Origin of the sequence: Curtobacterium sp. B8, assembly GCF_000333315.1 — a bacterium.
Classification (GTDB): domain Bacteria; phylum Actinomycetota; class Actinomycetes; order Actinomycetales; family Microbacteriaceae; genus Curtobacterium; species Curtobacterium luteum.
On the sequence record NZ_BACW01000516.1, the window covers coordinates 1 to 2,743 of the forward strand.

General features: G+C 70.9%; 3 protein-coding genes. 2 read left to right on the plus strand and 1 reads right to left on the minus strand.

The window, feature by feature from the left end:
• Positions 1-749 (plus strand): DNA polymerase III subunit delta (gene holA / locus I59_RS13330; RefSeq protein WP_022904293.1); only part of this gene is annotated, 749 nt, incomplete at its 5' end.
• Between the two features lie 368 nt (positions 750-1,117).
• Here holA and rpsT read toward each other — a convergent pair.
• The gene (rpsT, locus tag I59_RS13335) at positions 1,118-1,378 is read right to left on the minus strand and encodes a 30S ribosomal protein S20 (RefSeq protein ID WP_022904294.1); all 261 of its coding nucleotides are present in this window, start codon (positions 1,376-1,378) and stop codon (positions 1,118-1,120) included.
• Between the two features lie 269 nt (positions 1,379-1,647).
• Here rpsT and I59_RS20025 point away from each other — a divergent pair.
• Positions 1,648-2,743 (plus strand): pyridoxal phosphate-dependent aminotransferase (locus tag I59_RS20025; protein WP_261976578.1); only part of this gene is annotated, 1,096 nt, incomplete at its 3' end.

The following is a 2,743-nucleotide window of genomic DNA, read 5'->3' on the forward strand; positions in this document are numbered from 1 at the left end:
AGAAGTGCACGGACGCCCTCATCACGGAGACGATCGCCTACCTCGAGGACCGGGCGGACGACGTCACCCTCGTCCTGCGTCACGGGGGCGGGATGCGCGGCAAGAAGCTGCTCGACACGATCCGCAGCGGCGTCGGTGGCGGGGTCGAGGTGCAGTGCGACGAGCTCAAGCGCGACACGGACCGCGTCGACTTCGTGAACGCGGAGTTCCGGGCTGCCCGGCGGAAGATCGCGCCGTCGGCGGTGCGGACGCTCGTGGCGGCGTTCGCGGACGACCTCGCCGAGCTCGCGGCTGCGTGTCGGCAGCTGCTCGCCGACTCGGCCGACGAGATCACCGACAAGGTCGTCGACAAGTACTACGGCGGCCGGGTCGAGACGAACGCCTTCAAGGTGGCCGACATCGCACTCGCCGGGCGGTCTGCCCCGGCGATCGTCGAGCTGCGGCACGCGCTCGCGACGGGGGAGGCCCCGGTGCCCATCGTGGCGGCGTTCGCGAGCAAGATCCGCACGATGGCGAAGGTCAGCGGCTTCCGCGGATCGAGCGGGCAGGCGGCCTCGGCGCTCGGGATGGCGCCGTGGCAGGTGCAGCGAGCACAGCGGGACGTCGCCGGCTGGAGCGAGGCGGGGCTGGCGAACGCGATCCTCAGCATCGCGGCGGCGGACACCGCGGTGAAGGGCGGGTCACGCGACGCGCACTACGCGCTCGAGGTGATGGTGCGGACCATCGCCCGGCGCGGCGAGGACCGCTGAGGCGTTCGCCGGAAGCCCGGAGTCGGGAGCTGACTTCGGGAGCTGGCTGCCGCTGCCGCTGCCGCTGCCGTTGCCGTTGCCGCTGCCGTTGCCGCTGCCGCTGCCGCGCGACGTTGCGGTTGCGGTTGCCGCTGCCGCTGCCGCTGCCGCGCGACGGTGCCGCTGTCGTACGACGTCGATCACGTCGTTCTCCGCGGTCGCCGCACTCGCGCGTGCACAAGCGGCGACGTGGCCGATGTCGTACGACAGCGGCCGGGTCGTTCGACGACGACGACCGCACTCGCCCCACGACCGCACCCCGCCCGCACCACCCCGCACACGACGAAGGCCCCGCACCGGAACGGTACGGGGCCTTCGAGGAGCCGGACTCAGAGAGCCGAGACCTTCTTCGCGATCGCCGACTTGCGGTTCGCGGCCTGGTTCTTGTGGATGACACCCTTGCTCACGGCCTTGTCGAGCTTCTTCGACGCGAGGGCCAGGGCCGCCACGGCCTTGTCCTTGTCGCCCGAAGCGATCGCCTCGTTCGTGTGGCGGATGTGCGTCTTGAGCTCCGAGCGGTACGCCTTGTTCCGCTCGGTGGCCTTGAGGTTGGTCTTGATGCGCTTGATCTGCGACTTGATGTTCGCCATGCGTGTTGCTCCTGTTCGTCTCTACGGGTGGTCGCGACCGCTGGGTAGAGGGGCCCTTGGTCGCATCGCGTTCCACCCGTGGGCGGGGAACGCGGAAGCCAGCCACCAACACTACCAGGCGCAGGGCCGCCGACCAAAGCCCGACAGGCCGCGGACCGGAGCCCCGGACCGGAGCAACACGGCATCGAGAACGCCGGAGCAGCCGGAGCCACACCGCACCGGATCCGGCCGAAACCGCCCGGCAACACACGGTCGCTACCGTGGCGGTCATGCCGTCCCTCGCACCACGCATCGACACCGTCCCCGCTTCCGGCATCCGGAGGGTCTTCGAGCAGGCCGCCCTGCTCCGAGCGACCGGCACGGACGTCACGATGCTCGTGATCGGCGAGCCCGACGTGCCGGTGGCGCCGCACATCGGCGAGGCCGCGCGCCGCGCATGGTCGGAGGACCGGACGGACTACACGCCGAACGGTGGGATCACGCCGCTCCGGCAGGCGATCGTCGACAAGCTCCGGCGCGAGAACCGGGTCGAGGTCGACCTCGAGCAGGTCTGGATGACGATCGGCGCGACACAGGCGCTGTTCCAGGCGATGACGCTCGTGCTGAGCCCGGGAGACGAGGTGCTCGTGCCCGACCCCGGCTACACGACCTTCACGATGAACGCGCACATCCTCGGCGCGACACCGGTGCCGTACCAGCTGACGCCGCAGCACGGGTTCGAGCCCGACCTGGCCGCGCTCGAGGCGAGCATCACCGAGCGGACGCGGGCGATCATCGTGAACTCCCCGTCGAACCCGCTCGGTTCGGTGTTCGGCGAGGAGACCCTCCGCGACCTCCTCGCACTGGCGAAGCGGCACGACCTGTGGGTCGTCAGCGACGAGGTCTACGAGTACTTCACCCACGGGACCCGGCACATCAGCATCGCCGCCCTCGACGAGGACGACCGTGTGTTCTCGGCCTTCTCGCTCAGCAAGACCTACGCGATGACCGGGGTCCGGGTGGGCTACCTCGTGACACCGAAGGGGCTCGGGCCGACGATGCGGACCACGCAGGAGGCGATGATCAGCTGCGTCGCCGAGCCCGACCAGTACGCGGCCCTCGCGGCGATCGTCGGGGACCACTCGGCCGTCCGGGACGCGCGCGAGCACTACCGCGCGAACCTCGAGGTCGCGAAGGCGGTGCTCGACGCCGCTGGCTTCCGCTACCTCGACCCGCGAGGCGCGTTCTACCTCTGGGTCGACGTCTCGCACGCGTCGGGCGGCGACGTCGCGGAGTGGGCGCTCGCCCTGCTGCAGCGCGAGCACGTCGCGGTCGCACCCGGCAGCGCGTTCGGCCGCACCGGCGAGGCTGGATCCGCGTCTCGCT

What these genes read in the sequence shown, in the direction of transcription:
- rpsT (WP_022904294.1), bottom strand. Translation starts at nt 1,378, where the DNA reads ATGGCGAACATCAAGTCGCAGATCAAGCGCATCAAGACCAACCTCAAG.